The organism is Streptomyces sp. CS113 (assembly GCF_002188365.1).
In the GTDB taxonomy this organism is placed as follows: Bacteria; Actinomycetota; Actinomycetes; order Streptomycetales; family Streptomycetaceae; genus Streptomyces; species Streptomyces tendae.
This window is the reverse complement of sequence record NZ_KZ195574.1, coordinates 4,772,591-4,790,589: the sequence shown is the minus strand read 5'-3', so window position 1 is coordinate 4,790,589 and position 17,999 is coordinate 4,772,591. Positions and strand designations below refer to the sequence as shown.

Below are 17,999 nucleotides of genomic sequence, written 5' to 3'. Positions count from 1 at the left end.
ACCGCCCGTCTGATCCGTACGCAGGCCCCCCGGACGTCCGGCCGGGGGGCCTGCGTGCGTCCTCTCACGGCAGCAGGCGCTGCTCCTTCGCCACCGCGACCGCGCCCGCGCGGGTCTCGACGCCGAGCTTGTCGTAGATGCGGCGCAGATGCGTCTTCACCGTGGCCTCGCTGATGAACAGGGCGCGGGCGATCTCCCGGTTGCCGAGACCGGTGGCGAGCTGGGCCAGGATGTCGCGCTCGCGGCCGGTGAGGGCGGGGCGCGGCCTGCGCAGGCCGGCCATGACCCGGCCCGCGACCGGTTCGGACAGCGCCGTACGGCCCTGGGCGGCGGCGTGGATGGCGGCGAACAGCTCCTCGGGGCGTTCGGCCTTCAGCAGGTAGCCGGTGGCGCCCGCCTCGATGGCGCGGGTGATGTCGGCGTCGGTGTCGTACGTGGTCAGGACGAGGACGTACGGCGCGCGGCCGGTGCCCGGGGTGGGCGTGCCCGCGGTGAGGCGGCGGGTGGTCTCCACGCCGTCGATGCCCGCGCCGAGCTGAAGGTCCATCAGGACGACGTCGGGCGCCAGCCGTGCGGCGAGCGCGAGCGCCTCCTCGCCGGTGCCCGCCTCGCCGACCACCTCGATGCCGGGGGCGCTGTCGAGCAGGGCGAGCAGCCCGGCGCGTACGACGACGTGGTCGTCGCAGACCAGGATGCGCACGGGGGCGGGCCCGCCGTCTGCCGGATGGGTCATCGGGGGGCCTCCTGCGGGTCGGCCGGTGCGGCCGGGTCGGTTCGGGGCGGGTCCAGGGGCACGGCGGCGGACAGGACGGTGCCCTCGCCGGGTGCGGACTCGACGGTCAGGGTGCCACCGAGCTGGCGCAACCGGGCGTGCATGGCGGGCAGTCCGTGTCCGCGCAGCCCGGCCGGGTCCTCGGACGGCTCCGCCGGGTCGAAGCCGTGCCCGTCGTCGGTGACGTCCAGGACGACCTCGTCGTCGAGGAGGGTGAGGCTGAGCACGGCGCCGGCGGCGCCCGCGTGCTCCCGGACGTTGGCCAGCGCACCCTGGGCGATGCGCAGCAGGGCCGACTGGACGCGGTCGGGCAGCGGCGGGACGCGGGCGCCGTCGTCGACGTGGACGCGGACGGTGAGGTGGTCGCCGGACTCCCGCGCGGCCAGGGCCCGCAGCGCCGCCTCCAGGCCGGCGCCGCGGGCGAGGTCGGCCGGGGCCAGGTCGTGGACGAAGCGGCGGGCCTCGGCCAGGTTGTGCTCGGCGACGGAGGCGGCGCCCCGGACGTGGGTGCGGGCCTTGCCCGGGTCGGACTCCCAGACCCGCTCGGCGGCCTGGAGCAGCATCCGCTGGCTGGACAGGCCCTGGGCGAGACTGTCGTGGATCTCCATGGAGAGCCGCTGGCGCTCGGCGAGGGTGCCCGCGCGGCGTTCGGAGGCGGCGAGTTCGCGGCGGGTGCGGATCAGGTCGTCGATCAGGGCGCGCTGCCGGGCCGCCTGCCGTTCGGTGTGCAGGAAGACGGCCGCGGCGAGGGCGGCGACCGCGGGCGGGGCGAGCAGCAGGTTGGGGTCGAAGCCCCCGGCGAGCCGCAACTGCGCGGCGACGACGAACACGGTCAGGACGCTGACCAGGACGAGCGCCGCCCGGGCGGGCAGGGTGCGCAGGCCGGTGTAGAAGAGGGGCACCGCGCACCAGGCGAAGCTGGGCGCCAGCACCACCAGCACCATCCACACCACGACGACCGCACCCAGCCAGGCCAGGCGCCACCGGGCGGGCGGGACGGCGGGGCCGGACGGCTCGGGCCCGTTCAGGACCGGCCCGAGCAGGTGCAGCACGGCAAGCGCGAGGGACAGGGCGAGGATCCACGGGGTGCGGGGCTCGCCGGGGTGGCGGAGCAGGAAGCGGGCCAGGGCACCGCCGAGCAGCAGGAAGAACGCCACGTGCATGACGGCCCCCAGCCACCGGGTGTCCGGATGGTCGTACGGCTTCGGCATCCCTCACCCGCCTCCTTGGGCCCCGGCTCTGCTGCCGCGCTGCCCTCCAACGTGCCGCAGGAGACCGCTGAGCTGCGCGAACACTCCCATGGTGCCCCCTTCGGAGACCTTGTGGGTCAACCGATCGGACGACCCCGCCGTCGCCCGTTCCGTCGCCCACGAGCAGCCGGAACGGCGACCGTGCACCACCGGTGCGGCACGGAGGGTGGAGAGCACGAGCCCGACCCCCTCACTCCTGCGAGGAGCAGACCACCATGAAGAAGACCTTCTCCCGCCGCGCCCGTCTCGCCACCGGCGGTGCCGTGCTCGCCGCCGTCGCCGCCGGCACCTTCGGCACGGTGGCCGCGAACGCCTCCGCGCCCGAGGCCGCCCGGGACGGCGCGGTGTCCGCCGCCCCCGCCGCGGCCGGCAAGCGCGACACCACCACCTCCACGCACCTGACCATCGACGCCGCCACCGAGGCCGCGCAGGCCGCGCTGAACGCCGCCGAGAAGGAGGGCCAGCGGGTCACGGTCGCGGTCGTCGACCGCAACGGCAACACCATCCTCACCCTGCGCGGTGACGGCGCCGGTCCGCAGTCCTACGAGTCGGCCGAGAAGAAGGCGTACACGGCCGTCTCCTGGAACGCCCCGACCAGCGAGCTGGAGGGCCGTCTGGAGAACGCCCCGAACCTGAAGGACATCCCGGGCACGCTGTTCCTCGGCGGCGGCGTCCCGGTCTCGGCGGGCAAGGCACCGATCGCCGGCATCGGTGTCGCGGGCGCGCCGTCCGGCACCCTGGACGAGAAGTTCGCCCGGGCCGGTGCCGCGACGCTGAACTGAGCGAGGGTCAGGGACCCGGCAACGGGTCCCCCCGGGCGGCCCCAACAGGCGGCCCCAACGGGCGTTTCACGTGAAACGCCCCATAGGATCACGTGGTGCGCACCCCCACCCCCCGTCTGCTCGTAGCCGCCGCCACCGTCCTCGCCCTCGCGGCGTGCAGTGGCGGCGGCGCGGTCGACGGCACCCCCGGCGGCTCGGGCGTGCGCGACCCGTACTTCCCCAAGGCGGGCAACGGCGGCTACGACATCGGCCACTACGACCTGACCCTGGACTACGACCCCGACACCGACGCCGACTCCGGGCACCTCGCCGGCAGCGCGACGATCACCGCCCGCGCGACGCGGGACCTGTCCGCCTTCGACCTCGACCTCGAGGGCCTGGACGTCGAGGAGGTCACGGTCGAGGGCCGGGAGGCCCGCTTCAACCGGGCCGGACAGGAGCTGACCGTCCGCCCGGCCGAGGAGCTGAACGACGGGGAGACGTTCCGCGTGACGGTCCGCTACTCCGGCGAGCCGGAGACGATCACCGACCCGGACGACTCCGAGGAGGGCTGGCTGCCCACCGCCGACGGCGCGGTCGGGCTGGGTGAGCCGACGGGCTCGATGGCCTGGTTCCCCGGCAGCCACCACCCTTCCGACAAGGCGACGTACGACCTCGCGATGACCGTGCCGGAGGGCCTCGGCGTGGTCTCCAACGGCGAGTTGCGCGACGAACGGACCCGGGACGGACGGACGACGTTCACCTGGCACACCTCCGAGCCGATGGCGAGCCATGTCGTCACCGTCGCCGTCGGCGAGTGGGAGACCGACCGCTCCACCACGGACGACGGCCTGCCGGTCTACACGGCCGTCGACCCGACGCAGGCCGACGCGAGCCGGACGGTCCTGAAGCGGATCCCCGAGGTCATGGACTGGGCGCAGGAGAACTTCGGGCCCTACCCCTTCTCCTCCACCGGCGCGATCGTCGACCGGGACGAGGACGCCGGGTACGCCCTGGAGACCCAGAACCGGCCCTACTTCCCCGGCGCCCCGGACATCGTCCTGCTCGTCCACGAACTCGCCCACCAGTGGTACGGGAACTCCGTCAGCCCGAAGACCTGGCGGGACATGTGGCTCAACGAGGGCTTCGCCACCTACGCGGAGTGGCTGTGGGAGGAGGACCACGGCGGCGACTCCGCCCAGGAGACCTTCGACGCGCTCTACGACGGGACGTACTACGACGACGAGGAGGCGAACGACTCGATCTGGGCGTTCCCGCCCGCGGACCCGCCCGACGCGGCGCACATCTCCGACAGCCCGGTCTACCAGCGGGGCGCGATGGTCCTGCACAAGATCCGTCGGACGGTCGGCGACGAGGCCTTCTGGGACCTGCTGCACGGCTGGGCCGCCGCCCACCGCCACGGCAACGCGGACACCGGGGACTTCACGGCGTACGTGGAGAAGTCGGCGCCGGACGAGGACTTCTCGGAGATCTGGGCGGACTGGCTGCGCGGGGACGGCCGGCCGGACTCCCCCTGAGCCGCCCGCCGGTCCCCGGCCGTCTCACCCCTCGTCGCCCCCGAAGGTGTCGAGCAGCAGGGCCAGGTCCGGCGGCCAGAGCGGCTCGGTCGCCGCGGCCAGTTCGGCCCGGCTCCACCAGCGCCAGGTGAGGATGCCGTCGGCGGCGTGCGCGGCGGCGAGGTCGGGGCCGGTCGGCTCGCGGCGGGGGCCGTGGGCGACGTAGACGTGCTCGTACTGGCGGACCGGGCCGACGCTCAGGTGGGTGAAGTCGTGTTCCCAGGTGCAGAGCAGGGGCCCCGGCTCCAGGTCGGTCCAGCCCGTCTCCTCGCGCACCTCGCGCAGGGCGCCCTCGCGGGGGTTCTCGTCCGCCTCCAGGCCGCCGCCGGGCATCGCCCAGTGCACGCCGACCTCGACGTTGTCGTAGCGCAGGAGGAAGACGGCGCCCGCGGGGTCGAGCACGGCGACGCGGGCGGCGCGGCGCGGGGTGCGCGGCTTGTCGCTGGGCAGTTCCTTGCGCAGCACCGTGCACGGGCGGTCGGCCCCGAGGTCGCGGCGGTGGTCCAGGACCTGATAGCCGAGGGCGGTCCAGAAGGCGAGGGCGGCGGTGTTGCCGTCGAGGACGGCGAGCCGTACGGCGGTGCGGCCCGTGGCGCGGAAGTGGTCCTCGATCAGGGACGCGAGCCGGCTGCCGTGTCCCCGCCGGGTCAGCCCCGCGTCCACCATCAGCAGCCCGATCCACGGGTCCGGGTCGGTCGGGTCGGGGTGCCGGGCGAGCGTCACGGCGACCCCGGCCAGCCGGCCCGCGTCCCTGGCCAGCAGCACCTCGGCGCCGGGCCGCGCCAGTTCATCGGCGAGCGCGGCCGCCACCTGCTCCGGGCGGATGTCGTCCGGGTCGGGGAAGTCGCCGCTGAGCGCGTGGAAGGCGCGGTGGGAGGCGTAGAGGGCGGTCAGTTCGGTGAGCACGGGGCCCGGGATGTCGTGGTCGGGGGTGAGGGCGAGCGGGGTGAGGATCACCCCGGCAACCTATCCGGCCGTCGGGCCCGGCCCGGGGCGGTCCGGGCCGGGGCGGTCGAGGTCGGAGAGGTCGAGGACGAAGCGGTGGCGGACGTCGCCCCGGTCCAGGCGGTCGAGGGCCTCGTTCACACGGGCGGAGGGGAGGAGTTCGACGTCGGCGGTGATGCCGTGCGCGGCGCAGAAGGCCAGCATCTCGGCGGTGCCCTTCCGGCCGCCGCTGCCGGCCGAGCTGAGCTTCTTGCGGCCGATGAGCAGGTCGAGGGTCTCCAGGGTGACCGGTCCGAGGTACCCGAGCTGGCTGAGCGTGCCGTCCACGGCGACCAGGCGGAGGTAGGGGCCGAGGTCGTGCGGGGCGGAGACGGTGTCGACGACGATGTCGAACCGGTCGCGGGCGGCGGCCGGCTGCTCGGGGTCCGTGGAGACGACGAACCCGCGGGCGCCCAGGCGGCGGGCGTCCTCGGCCTTGTCCGGTGACCGGCTGATCACCGAGGTGTCGGCGCCGAGCGCGACGGCGAACTTCACGGCGAGGTGGCCGAGTCCGCCGAGACCGGCCACGGCGACGCGGGTGCCGGGTCCGGCGCCGAGGGCGCGCAGGGGCTCCCAGACGGTGATCCCCGCGCACAGGAGCGGTGCCGCGGCCGCCGGGTCCAGGCCGGCGGGGAGGGCGTACGCGAACCGCTCGCCGAGCACGTACTCGCGGCTCCAGCCGCCGAGGGTGGTCGATCCGTCGACGCGGTCGGTGCCGCCGTAGGTCAGGGTGGGGAAGGCGTGGCAGAAGTTCTCCTGTCCCGCGCGGCACATGGCGCAGGTGCCGCAGGAGTCGACGATGTTGCCGACCGCGACCGGGTCTCCGGCCCGGAAGCGGGTGACCCCGGTGCCGGTCTCGGTCACCACGCCCGTGAACTCGTGCCCCGGGACGAGGGGCCGCGGGCCGCTCCCGTCGGTGGCCCCGGCCCGGACCGCGTGCAGGTCCGTGTGGCAGACGCCGCAGTAGTCGACCCGGACGGCGAGGTCGTCCGGGCGCAGGTCGCGCCGTTCCAGGGGTGCCCGGCGCAGCGTCGGCCCGGTCGCCTGCCAGCCCACGGTGGTCCTCATGACTCTCTCCGACTCATTAGACAGACTGTTCGGTCTATTTCTTGTCCGAGCCTAGGCGCCCTCGCGGCATCAGGCAAACCAACTGTTCTGTTTGGGCGTGGGCTATTCTGCGGAGATGCCCGACCACACCCCCGACCGCACCCCCGACCAGCCCCTGACCTCGCGCGGAGCCGCCACCCACCGGCGCATCCTGGACGTCGCGACCCGGGAGTTCGCCGAACACGGGATCGCCGGGGCGCGCGTCGAGCGGATCGTGGCCGCCGCCCGCACCAACAAGGCGCAGCTGTACGCGTACTTCGGCAGCAAGGACGGGCTGTTCGACGCGATCTTCTTCGGCTCGCTGGACCGCATCGTGAACGTCGTGCCGATCGACGCCGACGACCTCGCGGACTGGGCGGTGCGCCTCTACGACGAGTACCTGCGCCGTCCCGACCTCATCCGGCTGGCCACCTGGGCGCGGCTGGAGCGGCGTCCGGCGGGGCACCTGGTCGACGACGCCGACCGCCGCGACGACGCCAAGCTGCGGGCGATCGCCGAGGCGCAGGCGGCGGGCCGGGTGCGGCCGGGCGAGCCGTTCGACGTGCTGGCCCTCGTCATCGCCATGTCCATGGCCTGGTCCCCGGTCAGCAACGTCTACGCGGCGACCGCCGACGAGCCCGACGACGTGCACGAACGCCGTCGCGCCCTGCTCCGCGACGCGGTCCGCCGGGCCACGTCACCGGACTGACCGGGCTCGCGGCGCGTGGCCCGTTCGGGGTCCATGACACCATCTCCTGCGTGCTCGACATCGGCTACGCCCTCTCCACCCGCTTCCCGGACCCGCCGCAGACGGACTACCGGCGCGCGGACGTCCACGCCCTGCGGCACGACCTGTTCTGCGGGGACGTGTACCTCGCCGACACCAAGGCGGACCGGGAGTTGTCCACAGCCTGGGGATGGGTGCCGGTGCTCGACTTCGCCTGGGCGCTGTGCGACATCGTGGAGCACGTCGACCGGGACCCGGCGGGCTCCCGGGCCGCCCGGCCGCAGCGGGCGGAGCTGGACTTCACCGAGTCCACCGACCGCCTGCTCTTCGAGCGCCGCTTCGGCTGGGTCGACATCGAGGCGGAGTGGCTGCCGGCGGACGAACCCCCGCTGTCCTTCTCCCACGCCGAACTGCGCCGGGAGGCCCGGGACTTCCTGCACGACCTGCTCGCCGACCTCACCGACCTGCACGAGGACCTGGCGGACAACCCGGCCGTCTGGTCCCTCCAGGCCCGCTTCCCGCGGATGCCCTCCGACTAGACAGCAGGGAGTGTCCCTTCCGATGACCGCACAGCCCGCACGCCCCGGGCGCAGGGGTCCCGAGACCGCCCCGGTCACGGCCGCCCCGCCGTTCAAGCCGCCCCTCGTCAGAGCCGTGTTCAGGGACGTGACCCCGCTGCACGTCTCCCGGTCCGCCGCGTGGGCCGCCGCGTCGGTCACGCGGACCGTGCTGACGGAGATCATCGACGGCGCGAGGAGGGCGGCGGCGGAGCAGTCCCGGAAGAAGCTGATACCCGGGGACCTGATCTCGGCGACCGACCGCGACGTCGAGCTGGAGGTGGGGGGCACGTGGTACGTCCACAGCCCGACGTTCCGATGCCGGACCGGTGACCTGTACGACGCCGACGGTGTCCTCGTCCCCCTTCGTGAGCGCAGGGGGACGCGCACCCCGAGTGCCGTGGCCGGTGCCCACAGGTTCGAGGCCGGGGTCAGGAGGCTGCTGCGGAGCCGGGGTGCGAGGGCCGTCCCGGCGGTGGTCCGCGACCTGGACGGCATCGCGAGCGTGTTCCTGACGGACCTCGCCCGGGGCGCGGCCGTGGTTGTCCGCGAGGGCGGGGTCAAACGCTTCGGCACGGTCGTCCTGGGGACGCCGGACGAAGCGGCCGCGCCCCCGTTCCCCAAGGATGTCCTCGGGGCCCTGTCCACCCGCACGGGAGACCGGCGGACCGTCGCCAGGGACGACGTCCTGGCCGCCACCACGACGGTGTTGTTCGGCGACCTCAGGCAGCGGGCCCTCACCGGAGCACGCGCCCACGCGTGATCCGCCGGACCCGCCCTACTCCTCCGCCACCACCCGCACCCCCAGCTCCGCCGCGAGCACCGGGGCCAGGTCGAGGAGCTGGGTGGGGCTGATCACCGCGCCCGAGAGGCGGTCCACGCCGCGGGAGAGCTCCAGGGGGGCGGCGCCGCGCAGGTCGACGTCGGTGAGGGTGGCCGCGCTGAGGTCCGCCTGCTTGAGGGCGCAGTCCACGAACTCGACCCGCTCCAGGCGGGCGCCCCCGAAGTCCGGCTCGACCAGGACGCAGCTCTCGAAGACGACGTCCTTGAGGCGGGCCCGGCGCAGATTGAGGTAGTCGATCTTGCCGCCGCGGATCACGACCCGTTCCAGGACGGCGCCGTGCAGCTGGGTGCCGCCGAGGCGGCCGTCGAGCAGCTCCACGTCGCGCAGGGTCGCCTCCGCGAGGTTCGTGCCGACGCCCCGGACGCCGGTGAGGCGGGTGTCGAGCAGCCGGGCGGCGCGCAGCGACGCCTCGTCCAGCGCGCAGCCCGTCAGCGCGCAGTCCATGAAGCGGGCGCCCGCGCCGTCCTGGCCGGTGAGGTCCGCCTCCCGGAACTCCAGCGCGTCGTAGTCCCCGTCCGGCTCCAGTCCGCCGCCGTCCTCGTACGGCGTGAGGGGCGGCAGGCGCAGCTGGGGGCGTCTGGCCGCTCGTACCGTCGCCGCGCCGCGCCCGCCCGCCGTCCCCGCCACTCTCCTCGCCATGGCCCCATGCTGCACCCCGCCACTGACAACCTGCTCCGACCTGCGGCGATCCCTCGGGCGTCGCCCTTCTTCCGGCCGCATGTCACATCCGGCACCCCCGGGCACGTCGTACGGGCAGACAGGCGCCGCGCACGGCGACCCCGACCGCGACCCCGATCCGAGGGAGAACCCGAGTCATGCATCGCATCACCGTCATCGGCGGCGGCTTCGCCGGACTGACCGCGGCCATCACCGCCGCCGAGGCGGGCGCCGAGGTCACCGTCCACGAGGCCCACCACACACTCGGCGGACGGGCCCGGACGGCCGACGGCCCCTACCGGACCAACGACGGCCCGCACGCCCTCTACAACGGCGGCCCGCACTGGGCGTGGCTGCGCCGGCGCGACCTGATCGGTCCGCTCGCGCCCATCCCGCCGCTGGAGGCGGCCCGGCTGCGGCTGCGCCACAAGGGAGCGCTGCGCCGCACCCCGCCGTTCGCCATGCTGAAGCTGCTGCGCCGGGGTGTCGGGCCGGCGCCGGCCGACGTCGACTTCCTGACCTGGGCGACCGGGGTCGCGGGCGAGGAGGGGGCCCGGGCCGCCGCCCACTACTGCGCGGTCGCCCTCTTCCACCACGATCCGGGCTCGCTGTCCGCGGCCTTCGTGCAGGAACGGCTGCGCCGGGCCGCCAAGCTGCCGCCCGAGGCGCACTATCCGCGCGGCGGCTGGGGCGAGGTCGTGGAGCGGATGGCCGCCCTGGCCTGGAACCTCGGGGTCCGGATGGAGACGGTCTCCCGCGTGGACACGCTGCCCACCGACACCCCCGTCATCGTCGCCACCTCCCTCGACGCGGCCCGCCGCCTGCTGGACGACTCCTCGCTGACCTGGCCGAGCGGCCGCACCACCCTGGTCGACCTGGCCGTACGCACCCGGCGCGGCGACGCCTTCGCCGTCTCCGACCTGGACGCGCCGGGGTGGATCGAGCGGTTCACGGCGCAGGACCGCACGCTCGCGCCGGCGGGCGAGCAGCTGATCCAGGGACAGATCCCCCTCGCGCCCGACGAGTCGAAGGCCGACGGCACCGCACGGGCCGAGCAGTTGCTCGACCTCGGTTTCCCCGGCTGGCGCGAGCGGGTCACCTGGCGGCGCGAGGCGGTCGCGAACGGCCGTACCGGCGCCGTCGACCTGCCCGGCACCACCTGGCGCGACCGGCCGGCCGTCGACCGGGGCGACGGCGTCTACCTCGCCGGTGACCAGGTCGCCTCGCCCGGTCTGCTCTCCGAGGTCTCCTTCAACAGCGCCCTGACGGCGGTCTCCCTCGCCCTCGGCCGGCGCGAGCTTGACCTCAAGCACGCTTGAGGTCGTTGGGTGGGGGGCGCAGCAGCTCCGTTTCTCACTCTGGGGGTTCCGCCATGCACGCCATCCGTCTGCACGCCTTCGGCGCGGCCGAGAACCTCGTCCTGGACGAGGTCGAGGACCCGGTGCCGGGCCCCGGCCAGGTGCGCGTCGCCGTCCGCGCGGCGGGCGTCCACCTCCTGGACACCGCCCTGCGCGAGGGCATGCGGGGCCCCGCGCCGGCCCTTCCCGAACTGCCCACGGTCCCCGGCCGCGAGGTGGCGGGAATCGTCGACGCCCTGGGCGACGGCACCCCGGAGAGCTGGCTGGGCAGGCGCGTGGTGGCCCACCTCGGCTTCGCCCCCGGGGGCTACGCCGAACTCGCCGTCACCGACCTCGCCCGCGTCCACGAGATCCCCGCGAACCTGGACTTCGCCCAGGCCGTGGCCATGATCGGCACCGGACGTACGACGATGGGCATCGTGCAGTTCGCCGAGCTGGGCCCCGGCTCGGTGGCCGTGGTCCCGGCCGCCGCGGGCGGCATCGGCACCCTGCTGGTGCAGTACGCGAAGAACGCGGGCGCCACGGTGGTCGGCCTGGCCGGCGGCCCGGAGAAGACGGCACTCGTCGCCGCGAACGGCGCCGATCTCGCCGTCGACTACCGGGAACCCGGGTGGCCGGCCAAGGTCCGCGCCCACCTGGGCGGCCGGGAGGCCACCGTCGTCTTCGACGGCGTCGGCGGTGACGTGGCGCGCGAGGCCGTCGCCCTGCTCGGGCCCGGCGGCCGGCACCTGGTCTTCGGCTGGTCGGGCGAGGGCCTGCACGACGGCACGCCCTACCTCGTCGACGGCGTCTCCGAGCAGGTGCTGGGCCCGGCGATGATGCAGCGGGCCGGTGGCGCCGATCCGGTACGCACCCTCGAACTGCGCGCCCTCGCCGAGGCCGCCGGGGGCCGGCTCGTCCCGGCCGTGCGGCGTTTCCCGCTCGCCGAGGCCGCGGCCGCGCACCGCGCCCTGGAAAACCGGGGGACCACCGGGAAGGTCGTCCTGGAGCCGTGACCGGCGGGCGCCGGCGCGGACTGGTGCGGCGGCGCATGCCCGCGGTACGGCCGCGCACGCCGCGGTACGACCGCGCATACCGCGGCCCGCGCAACGGGATGCGATACGTCCCGAATCATGGTCTTCTGGCCAGATGAGTGGCTCCCGGACAGGTGGTCCCGCCGCGCCCGCGGAGGCCGACCCCCACCGCTGGTGGGGGCTGGTGGTGATCGCCCTGGCCCAGCTGATGGTCGTCCTCGACGCGACGATCGTGAACATCGCGCTGCCCTCGGCCCAGCGCGACCTGGACATCTCCGACGCCGACCGGCAGTGGGTGATCACCGCGTACACCCTCGCCTTCGGCGGCCTGCTGCTGCTCGGCGGGCGCGTCGCGGACCTGGTGGGTCGCAAACGCACCTTCGTCATCGGCCTGATCGGCTTCGCCGCCGCCTCCGCGATCGGCGGCGCCGCCACGACCTCGGCGATGCTCTTCGGCGCCCGCGCCCTCCAGGGCGTCTTCGCCGCCGTCCTCGCGCCGTCCGCGCTGTCGCTGCTGACGACGACCTTCACCGACCCGAAGGAACGCGGGAAGGCCTTCGGCATCTACGGCGCGCTGGCCGGCAGCGGTTCCGCGATCGGCTTCATCGTCGGCGGCGTGCTCACCGAGTACCTGAACTGGCGCTGGTGCCTGTACGTCAACGTCCCCATCGCCGTCCTCGCGGTGATCGGCGCGTTCGCGCTGCTGCACGACCGGCCCGGCCACGCCGACGCCCGGCTCGACGTGCCCGGCGTCGTCCTCGGCTGCGGCGGCCTCGTCGCCCTCGTCTACGGCTTCAGCGAGGCCCAGCCGCGCGGCTGGACCGACCCGCTGGTGCTGGCCCTGTTCGCCCTGGCCGTGGTCCTGCTGGCCGCCTTCGTGTGGTGGCAGACCCGGGCGCCCACGCCCCTGCTGCCGCTGCACGTCATCCGGGAACGCAACCGCGCCGGCTGCTTCCTGACGATGATGCTGGCGGTCATCGGCATGTTCGGGCTGTTCCTGTTCATGACGTACTACCTCCAGGGCATCCTCGGCTACTCCCCCGTGAAGACCGGCCTGGCTTTCCTGCCGCTGACCGCCGCGATCGTCGTGGGCTCCACCCAGATCTCGGCCCGGCTGCTGCCGCACGTGGGCCCGCGCATGCTGATGGTCCCCGGCATGCTCCTCGCCTCCGGCGGCATGGTGATCCTCACGCAGATGACCGTGCGCTCGGAGTACGCCTCCGAGATCCTCCCGGCGCTCCTCCTGATGGGCCTCGGCATGGGCCTGACCTTCATGCCGGTGTTCTCCACGGCCACCGCCGGGGTCGCCCCGAAGGACTCCGGCGTGACCTCCGCGACGGTCAACACCTCGCAGCAGGTGGGCGGCTCGATCGGCACGGCGCTGCTCAACACCATCGCGACCAGCACGAGCGCGTCGTGGATCGCGTCGCACCTCACCGATCCCTCCCAGCGGGAGCTGATCGTGCGGGAGGGCATCGTGCACGGGTACACGGTCGCCATCTGGGTGGCCGCCGGGATCATGCTCCTGGCGGGGCTGGTCGCGGGGGTGATGGTGACGGCGAAGGCGCCCAAGCACGGGGTGCCGGCGGACCGGACGGTGCCGGAACCGGTGCGCTGAGGGGAAATCCGGGTGACCGCGGGCCCCGCTCACCGGTAGCGTCCGGCGATGTGATCGACGTACCCGAGGGGCTCGCGGCCGCGCAGGCGAAGTACAACGGGGAGGCCGGGCGGGCCTTCGTCGCGGGGCTGCCCGCGCTGGCGGCCGGGTTCCTCGAGCGGTGGGAGCTGCGGCTCGACGGGCCCTCGATGCACGGGTGGGCGGCGCTGGTGCTGCCGGTCGTGCGCGGCGACGGCACCGAGGCCGCGCTGAAGCTCCAGATCCTCGACGCCGAGACCGAGGGCGAGCCGCTGGCGCTGCGGGCGTGGGCCGGGGACGGCGCGGTCCGGCTCCTCGACCACGACCCGGCCACCGGGACCATGCTCCTGGAGCGCCTGGACTCCGGCCGGATGCTCAGCCACGTCGAGGACTCCCGCGAGGCCGTCCAGGTCATCGCCCGGCTGCTGGCCCACCTCACCGCGACGCCCGCACCGCCCGGGATGCGCCGCCTCGGGGACATCGCGCGGGGCATGCTGGAGCGGACGCCCGGCACCCTGGAACGCATCCCGGACCCGGCCGACCGGCGGCTGGTCGCCGACTGCGCGGCGGCCGTGCGCGAGGTCGCCGACGAGCCGGGCGACCGGCTGCTGCACTGGGACCTGCACTACGAGAACGTCCTCGCCGCGGGCCGCGCGCCCTGGCTGGCCATCGACCCCAAGCCGCTGGCCGGCGACCCCGCGTTCGACCTGCTGCCCGCCCTGGACAACCGCTACGACCCGGACGAGACCCGGTGGCGTTTCGACGCCATGACCGACGTCCTCGGCCTCGACCGGGAACGGGCCCGCGCTTGGTGCCTCGGCCGCGTGCTCCAGAACAGCCTGTGGAACGTCGAGGACGGCGACCCGCTGGAGACGGAGCAGCTGGAGATCGGGCGGCTGCTGCGCGCCCTGTGAGGACCGCGCGGGTCACCCGCGGTCCTCAGCCGCGGGCATCGGGGTGCGGCTCCCGTTCCCGGCGTCCGCCGCGCGTCAGCGCGCCCGGCAGTTCCGTCCTGCGCCGTATCCGCAGCTTGCGGTAGGTGCTGGTCAGGTGGGTCTCCACGGTGCGCCGGGCGAGGTGCAGCAGGTCGGCGATCTCGGTGTTGGTGCGGCCGTCGGCGGCCAGTTCGGCGATCCGGCGCTCGCTGCCGGTCAGGGCGTCGGCGCCGGTGCGGGAGGCCACCGGGCTCCGCGCGCCGCCCTCGCGCAGGGCCTGCCCGGCCAGGGTGAGCCAGCGCAGGGCGCCCTTGCGTTCGGCCAGTTCCGCCGCCTCGCGGAGCCGGGCCCGGGCGCGTCCGCGTTCGCCCGCGTCGAGGAGCTGGCGGCCCTGGGCGAGCAGCGCGGGGATCAGCTCCGTGTCGGTGTCGGCGGGCGCGTCCCGCAGGATCCGTACGGCCTCCTCGGCCAGTTCCAGGCCGCGGCGTCCGCCGGTCGCGGTGCCCAGCACGCGCAGGGCACGGCCCACGGTGCGCGGGGTGCCCCACACCCGGGCCAGCCGCAGTTCCTCCGTCGCCAGGGCCAGCGCCTCGGGGCCGCCGCCCAGCGCCAGCCGGCACTCGGCGACGGCGGTCCGCCACGGGGTGACGACGGGGCTGATCACCTCGCGGGCCGCCTGGCGCCGCCCGCACTCCAGGAAGTCGTGCAGGGCACCCGCCGGGTCGCCGGTGGCGGCGCGCAGGACGCCCCGGGCGTACAGGTAGCGGTTCAGCTCCCAGTTCTCCGGGGCCTCGCGCAGGTCGAAGCGGTCGGCGTGGCGCAGTGCCTCGTCGGTGCGGCCGGTGTGGACGAGAGCCATCAGGGCGTGCGCGTCCCGGTTGGTGGGGCCGGTCCCCGGCCCGGGGTCGGCGGCGAGGGCGAGCACCCGGGCGTGGTCGCCGCGGGAGGCAACGATGTCGGCGCGGGTGTTGAGCAGCGCGTGCTGCATCGGGTGCAGCAGGGCCGGGTGCTGGCCGGCCAGCCCGCGTTCCACGAGCCGTTCGGCCTCGTCGAGTTCGTCGGCCCACTGGGCGACCGCGGCGGCGGTGCCGAGCAGGAAGGGCTCGGCGAGCGGGTCGGTGGGCTGCGCGAGCAGGTCCCGTACCCGGGCCATCGCCTCGTCGGCGGAGATCAGCGCGGCGGTCGCCGCGTACCGCACCAGCAGGGCCTGTCCGGCGGTGCCGACCAGTTCCGGGGAGACCCGGCCGGTCTCGGACAGCCACCGGTACACCTCCTGCCGGGTCGCGAGGTCCTCGTCGGACAGCAGCGCGGTGGCGGTCTGCACGGTGCGGGCCAGGCCCGGGTGCTCGGACAGCCGGCCCTCGGTGCGGCGCAGCACCTCCATCGCGGTACGGATCTCGCCGCGGCCGGCCAGTGCGGTGCCGAGGGCGACTGCCGTACGCACCCGGTTGCGCGGGTCGGCCGGCAGGTGCTGGGCCTCGGCGAGCCGCGCGATGGCGGCCGGGGTGTCGGCCGACGCGTACTCCAGGGAGCCCAGTTCGGTCAGCAGCCGTTGCCTGAGGTCGTCGGTCAGCGGCTCGTCCAGCGCCCGGCGCAGGTAGCGGACTGCGTCGCCGGGCCGCGCGTCGTGCACGGCCACGGTCACCGCGTCGCGCAGGACGCGCAGCGCCCAGGACCGGCCGACGGCCGGGGTGCGCAGCAGATGCCGGGCGACCGCCTCGACCCGGTCGCCGCGGCGCAGCATCGCCTCCGCCGCCGCCCGGTGCACGGCCTCGCGGCGCGGCCGGGGCCAGCCGGTCAGCACGGCGTCGCGCAGCAGCGGGTGGGCGTAGCGGGGGCGGCCGCCCGCGTCGGGGCGCAGCAGCCCGAGCCGTGTCATGGCGGCGAGCCAGCCCTCGATCCGCGCGGGATCGGCCCCGGCCGCCTCGGCGAGCACGTCGACCGGGTCACCGGCCGACCCCTGCGGCGCGGGCGGGGGCGAGTACGGGGTACGCGACGATGCCGTCCGGTGCGGCGCGTACGCGGGCGGGTCGGTACGGCCGTACGCGGCGCCGGGCCCGGCCGCAGGCCGTCCGTCGTAGGGGTCGTGGACCGGGTACGGGCGGTACGGCGACCCGTCCGCGGGTCCGGCGGGCTCGTCAGGGTGCGGATAGGGACCGTGCTCCGGGGCATCCGGGCCGAGGCCGGCGCGGCCCACAGGCCCCGGATCCGCGCCGCCCCTCACGTCCGCGCTCCACACGTCCCGGCAGCCCGGCGCGATGTCCCGGGGCCGGCGCGAACGCGCCGCCGGTGCCTCGTGGGGATGCCGGCGCGCGGTGTCGAACGGCGACGCCTGCGGGTACGCGCCGTCCGACGGCGGTGCCTGCCGGTAGCCGGCATCCGCCGACGGCGACGGCGACGCCTGGGGGTACGCACCCCCCAACGGCGGCGCCGGCCGGTACACGCCGTCCGACGGCAGCGGCTGCCGGTACCCGGCATCCGGCGACGGCGCGGGCGGATACGTGGTGCCCAACGGCGACGCCAGCCGGTACACGCCGTCCGACGGCGGTGCCTGCCGGTACGCCGCGTCCGACGGCAGCGGCTGGCGGTACGCCGCGTCCGGCGACGACGCCTGGGGGTACGCGCCGCCCAACGACGCCTGCCGGTACCCCGCGTCCGACGACGACACCTGCGCGTACGCACCACCCAACGGCGACGCCGGCCGGTACACGCCGTCCGACGGCAGCGGCTGCCGGTACGCCGCATCCGGCGACGGCGTCCGCGGGTGCGGGACGGCATGCCGGAGCGCGCCCCGGCCGTCCGGTGGGCCCGCGGGCCAGGCCTGCTCCAGGGCGGCGAGGCAGCGGGCCGCGTCGGCCGTCGCGGGACCCGCGCTCTTCAGCCACCAGGAGACGGCGGCCGGGTACGACCCCGGGTACAGCGCGGCGCACGTGTCCGGCACGGGCGGGAGGCCGTCGGGGTGCGGGGTGCCGCCGAGGTCGTCCAGCAGGGCGTGCAGGAGCAGCGGGCTGCCCGCGCCGGCCAGGACGACCTCCCGCGTCCAGGCCGGGGACGCCTCCGGGAAGGCGTCGCGGACCAGCCCGGCCGCCGCCGCGTCGCTGAGCGGGGCGAGGGTGTGGGTGCGCACCAGGGACGGCGACAGCGCCTGGGTGAGTCCGGCGGGCCGCGGTTCGACGTCGTACTGGCTGCGCTCGGTGGCGACCAGCAGTACCGGTAATCGGTCGACGTGCCTGGCCGCCTCCGTCAGCCAGCGGCGGGAGGAGTCGTCGGCGAGGTGGACGTCGTCGACGGCCACCAGCACCGGGCCGTCGGCCGCGTACCCGCGCAGCAGCCGCCACAGCCGGGCCGCGCTGCCCCGGTCGTCGCTGCCGGGCGTCGTGTCGGTGAACTCCGGTACCGGACCGAGGAGGTGGAGGACCATGGCGAAGGGCACCGAGGTGTCCTCGGGCGAGCAGCGCACGCGCAGCACCCGCAGACCGCGGTCCTCGGCGTGCCGGGCGGCGGTCTCCAGTACGGCGGTGCGTCCGGTGCCGGTGGCGCCGCGCAGCAGGACGAGGCGGCCGGTACCGGCCCGTGCGCGCTCGATCTCGGCCGCCAGCAGCGTGTGGGCGTCGTCGCGTTCACGGAGCGGTCCGGTCATCGGTGCCTCCTGTGGTGGATGGTGCTCCCCCGGTGTGTGAGACGAACGACTGCGGAGAACGGTGGTGCGAAGTGGCGCGGGTCACGGTGGCCCGGGGCCGGCGCGCTGGTCTCGTGGTGTGCCTCGTGGTGCTCCACGATTGCGAAGTCCCAGCAGTCCCATAAGTGTGGAACACGCACATCCGCTACTGGCCTGTGCCGGA

The 17,999-nt window shown here is 75.3% G+C and carries 15 protein-coding genes; 9 read left to right on the top strand and 6 right to left on the bottom strand.

Annotated features, from left to right (window positions below):
• Positions 1 to 64: 64 nt before the first annotated feature.
• Together B9W62_RS21370 and B9W62_RS21365 are read right to left on the bottom strand one after the other, a co-directional pair.
• Positions 65 to 733: a response regulator gene (locus B9W62_RS21370; protein WP_087808671.1), complete on the bottom strand. Its 669-nt coding sequence runs from the start codon at positions 731 to 733 to the stop codon at positions 65 to 67.
• Positions 730 to 1,983: a sensor histidine kinase gene (locus B9W62_RS21365; protein WP_087808670.1), complete on the bottom strand. Its 1,254-nt coding sequence runs from the start codon at positions 1,981 to 1,983 to the stop codon at positions 730 to 732. Before B9W62_RS21365 ends, B9W62_RS21370 begins: the two co-directional genes overlap by 4 nt.
• Positions 1,984 to 2,237: 254 nt before the next feature.
• Here B9W62_RS21365 and B9W62_RS21360 point away from each other — a divergent pair, with 254 nt between their 5' ends.
• Positions 2,238 to 2,804 (top strand): GlcG/HbpS family heme-binding protein, encoded by a 567-nt coding sequence (locus B9W62_RS21360; protein ID WP_087808669.1) that lies wholly within the window; start codon positions 2,238 to 2,240, stop codon positions 2,802 to 2,804.
• Positions 2,805 to 2,899: 95 nt separating this feature from the next.
• Complete coding sequence (locus B9W62_RS21355; RefSeq protein WP_087808668.1) at positions 2,900 to 4,321, top strand: M1 family metallopeptidase; 1,422 nt, start codon at positions 2,900 to 2,902, stop codon at positions 4,319 to 4,321.
• Positions 4,322 to 4,345: 24 nt separating this feature from the next.
• On the opposite strand, the gene B9W62_RS21350 is transcribed toward B9W62_RS21355, so the two are convergent.
• Positions 4,346 to 5,317 (bottom strand): bifunctional GNAT family N-acetyltransferase/NUDIX hydrolase, encoded by a 972-nt coding sequence (locus B9W62_RS21350; protein WP_087808667.1) that lies wholly within the window; start codon positions 5,315 to 5,317, stop codon positions 4,346 to 4,348.
• Positions 5,318 to 5,326: 9 nt separating this feature from the next.
• Positions 5,327 to 6,412, bottom strand: a complete 1,086-nt coding sequence (locus B9W62_RS21345; protein ID WP_087808666.1) for an NAD(P)-dependent alcohol dehydrogenase — start codon at positions 6,410 to 6,412, stop codon at positions 5,327 to 5,329.
• A 115-nt stretch (positions 6,413 to 6,527) separates the two neighbouring features.
• Here B9W62_RS21345 and B9W62_RS21340 point away from each other — a divergent pair, with 115 nt between their 5' ends.
• Genes B9W62_RS21340 through B9W62_RS21330 form a run of 3 tightly spaced genes read left to right on the top strand, consistent with a single transcriptional unit; the run spans position 6,528 to position 8,477 of the window.
• Positions 6,528 to 7,139: a TetR/AcrR family transcriptional regulator gene (locus B9W62_RS21340; protein WP_087808665.1), complete on the top strand. Its 612-nt coding sequence runs from the start codon at positions 6,528 to 6,530 to the stop codon at positions 7,137 to 7,139.
• Between the two features lie 50 nt (positions 7,140 to 7,189).
• Positions 7,190 to 7,696 (top strand): hypothetical protein, encoded by a 507-nt coding sequence (locus B9W62_RS21335; RefSeq protein ID WP_059301074.1) that lies wholly within the window; start codon positions 7,190 to 7,192, stop codon positions 7,694 to 7,696.
• 22 nt (positions 7,697 to 7,718) lie between these two features.
• Positions 7,719 to 8,477 carry a hypothetical protein gene (locus B9W62_RS21330; protein ID WP_087808664.1) on the top strand — a complete coding sequence of 253 codons (759 nt, stop codon included), beginning with the start codon at positions 7,719 to 7,721 and terminating at the stop codon, positions 8,475 to 8,477.
• Positions 8,478 to 8,492: 15 nt separating this feature from the next.
• On the opposite strand, the gene B9W62_RS21325 is transcribed toward B9W62_RS21330, so the two are convergent.
• Positions 8,493 to 9,197: a pentapeptide repeat-containing protein gene (locus B9W62_RS21325; protein WP_087808663.1), complete on the bottom strand. Its 705-nt coding sequence runs from the start codon at positions 9,195 to 9,197 to the stop codon at positions 8,493 to 8,495.
• Between the two features lie 176 nt (positions 9,198 to 9,373).
• Here B9W62_RS21325 and B9W62_RS21320 point away from each other — a divergent pair, with 176 nt between their 5' ends.
• The 4 genes from B9W62_RS21320 to B9W62_RS21305 all read left to right on the top strand — a co-directional run bounded on the left by B9W62_RS21320 (position 9,374) and on the right by B9W62_RS21305 (position 14,136).
• Positions 9,374 to 10,534 carry an NAD(P)-binding protein gene (locus tag B9W62_RS21320; RefSeq protein WP_087808662.1) on the top strand — a complete coding sequence of 387 codons (1,161 nt, stop codon included), beginning with the start codon at positions 9,374 to 9,376 and terminating at the stop codon, positions 10,532 to 10,534.
• A 53-nt stretch (positions 10,535 to 10,587) separates the two neighbouring features.
• A complete protein-coding gene (locus B9W62_RS21315) occupies positions 10,588 to 11,568 on the top strand; it encodes a zinc-binding dehydrogenase (protein ID WP_087808661.1) in 981 nt (326 codons plus the stop codon).
• A 133-nt stretch (positions 11,569 to 11,701) separates the two neighbouring features.
• Positions 11,702 to 13,204, top strand: coding sequence for an MFS transporter (locus B9W62_RS21310; RefSeq protein ID WP_087808660.1), 1,503 nt, complete (start codon positions 11,702 to 11,704; stop codon positions 13,202 to 13,204).
• On the top strand, positions 13,201 to 14,136 hold the full coding sequence (locus B9W62_RS21305; protein WP_373433741.1) for an aminoglycoside phosphotransferase family protein: 936 nt from the start codon (positions 13,201 to 13,203) through the stop codon (positions 14,134 to 14,136). The genes B9W62_RS21310 and B9W62_RS21305 overlap by 4 nt, the downstream gene beginning before the upstream one ends.
• Positions 14,137 to 14,161: 25 nt before the next feature.
• Here the strand turns inward: B9W62_RS21305 and B9W62_RS21300 are convergent, their stop codons facing one another.
• Positions 14,162 to 17,797, bottom strand: coding sequence for a helix-turn-helix transcriptional regulator (locus B9W62_RS21300; RefSeq protein ID WP_087808658.1), 3,636 nt, complete (start codon positions 17,795 to 17,797; stop codon positions 14,162 to 14,164).
• Positions 17,798 to 17,999: the final 202 nt, after the last annotated feature.